The sequence below is a fragment of the Limnospira sp. PMC 1279.21 genome (genome assembly GCF_032349615.1).
GTDB classification, from domain to species: Bacteria; Cyanobacteriota; Cyanobacteriia; order Cyanobacteriales; family Microcoleaceae; genus Limnospira; species Limnospira fusiformis.
The window spans coordinates 1-1,392 of record NZ_JARPLU010000391.1 but is presented as its reverse complement, the minus strand read 5'-3'; the positions used below and the strand labels follow the sequence as shown (position 1 = coordinate 1,392).

Annotated in this window: 1 protein-coding gene and 2 pseudogenes; 2 read left to right on the top strand and 1 reads right to left on the bottom strand. The window is 42.5% G+C overall.

Going from position 1 to position 1,392, the window contains the following annotated elements; translation table 11 throughout:
• Nucleotides 1-232, top strand: a pseudogene (locus P5683_RS24860) (hypothetical protein); the annotation flags it as partial.
• A gap of 209 nt (nt 233-441) precedes the next feature.
• Here P5683_RS24860 and P5683_RS24855 read toward each other — a convergent pair.
• Nucleotides 442-633 carry a hypothetical protein gene (locus tag P5683_RS24855; protein WP_008054669.1) on the bottom strand — a complete coding sequence of 64 codons (192 nt, stop codon included), beginning with the start codon at nt 631-633 and terminating at the stop codon, nt 442-444.
• Between the two features lie 267 nt (nt 634-900).
• On the opposite strand from P5683_RS24855, the pseudogene P5683_RS24850 reads away from it, so the two are divergent.
• Nucleotides 901-1,392 (top strand): annotated as a pseudogene (locus P5683_RS24850) (ATPase); the annotation flags it as partial.

The window sequence follows — 1,392 nt, the reverse complement described above, 5'->3', positions numbered from 1 at the left end:
CCAAAAAGCCGAAGCCGAACGCCAAAAAGCCGAAGCCGAACGCCAAAAAGCCGAACAATCTCAACAGCTTGCTGAGGCAGAACGCCAGAAAGCCCAACAAGCTCAACAGCTTGCTGAGGCAGAACGCCAGAAAGCCCAACAAGCTCAACAGCTTGCTGAGGCAGAACGCCAAAAAGCCGAACGTCTTGCTGAACGGTTGCGATCGCTCGGTTTAGATCCAGAGGAACTATAAAAGAAGCGATCGCTCCCGCGAATCGCGCCAAGCGGATCCCGAAGGAGCGATCGCACTTTCCCTTCTGCCTCAAAATTGTCCAAAAACAAAGAAACCGGGTTTCTTGAAGAAACCCGGTTTCTGGTCTGCTCTGCTTGGGCGATTTCTCTGCCAGCGATCGCCCTAACTTGAGCATCGAATAAAGAAAGCGATCGGTTTTCCGGAGATATTTAACTATTACCTCCAATACCTCCAGAAGTACCAGCAGCAGCACTAGCGATGGCACTAATTTTCAAAGCCGCCAATAAGGGTGCAGGGTTCATTGCTATAATAGAACCGGCAGCTCCTAAAATGAGAGCCGTACCTACGCCAGCAGCAACGCCAATGACAATTTTTTCTGCGATTTCATCACCTTTAGACATTTCTATTCTCCTTAAATTCGTGAATCAATTTTTTTCATTATGATTTGAACGTAGCTTGCTTACCCTGTCAGTGAATGTGTATCAAAGATTCACACAGAACAAAAAACCAGATCAACTCGCGATCGTTTCCCTAATTTGATCCTGTAACCTTTATATGTGACAAGCCTAAAACAGTAAATTTGGTACACAATTTGTCTAATTATCCTGACGGAATTTAGTAGGATTTGGTAGGATTTGGTTGACACAGTAGGATTCGGTAGGATATCTTTGAAAAAAATTAAAAAATATCTCTATTTTTATCCAAATATTAAGAATGTTGAAGATATATTACAATGGGCGGATCGGTTGATACTTGATAAAACTCGAGAAAATCTGACATCTATAGAGGAGGCTATACTGACGGGGGTGTGGTCAGGAAAAAAATATCCTCAAATTGCTACAGAGTATAAGTGCAGTGAATCTCACGTTAAAAAAGAAGCCGCTAAGTTATGGGAAAAGTTACGGGAAGAATTAGGAGAAGACCTGAATAAATACAATTTTCGTTCCAAGGTACAGAAAAAATATCGGGTTTCTCAATCTCCCCAATCCGGTCACTGTTTACAAGTTGATGTTGATACTGTTAATCAATTTGATACTGTTAATATTGGTCATCAGTTTGTACAATCTATTAAAGATACTCAACACCGATCGCCCTCTTCTCCTGACTCTTCCCCTAACTCTTCTCCTGACTCTTCCCCCACCCAAAATCCCTCACCCATT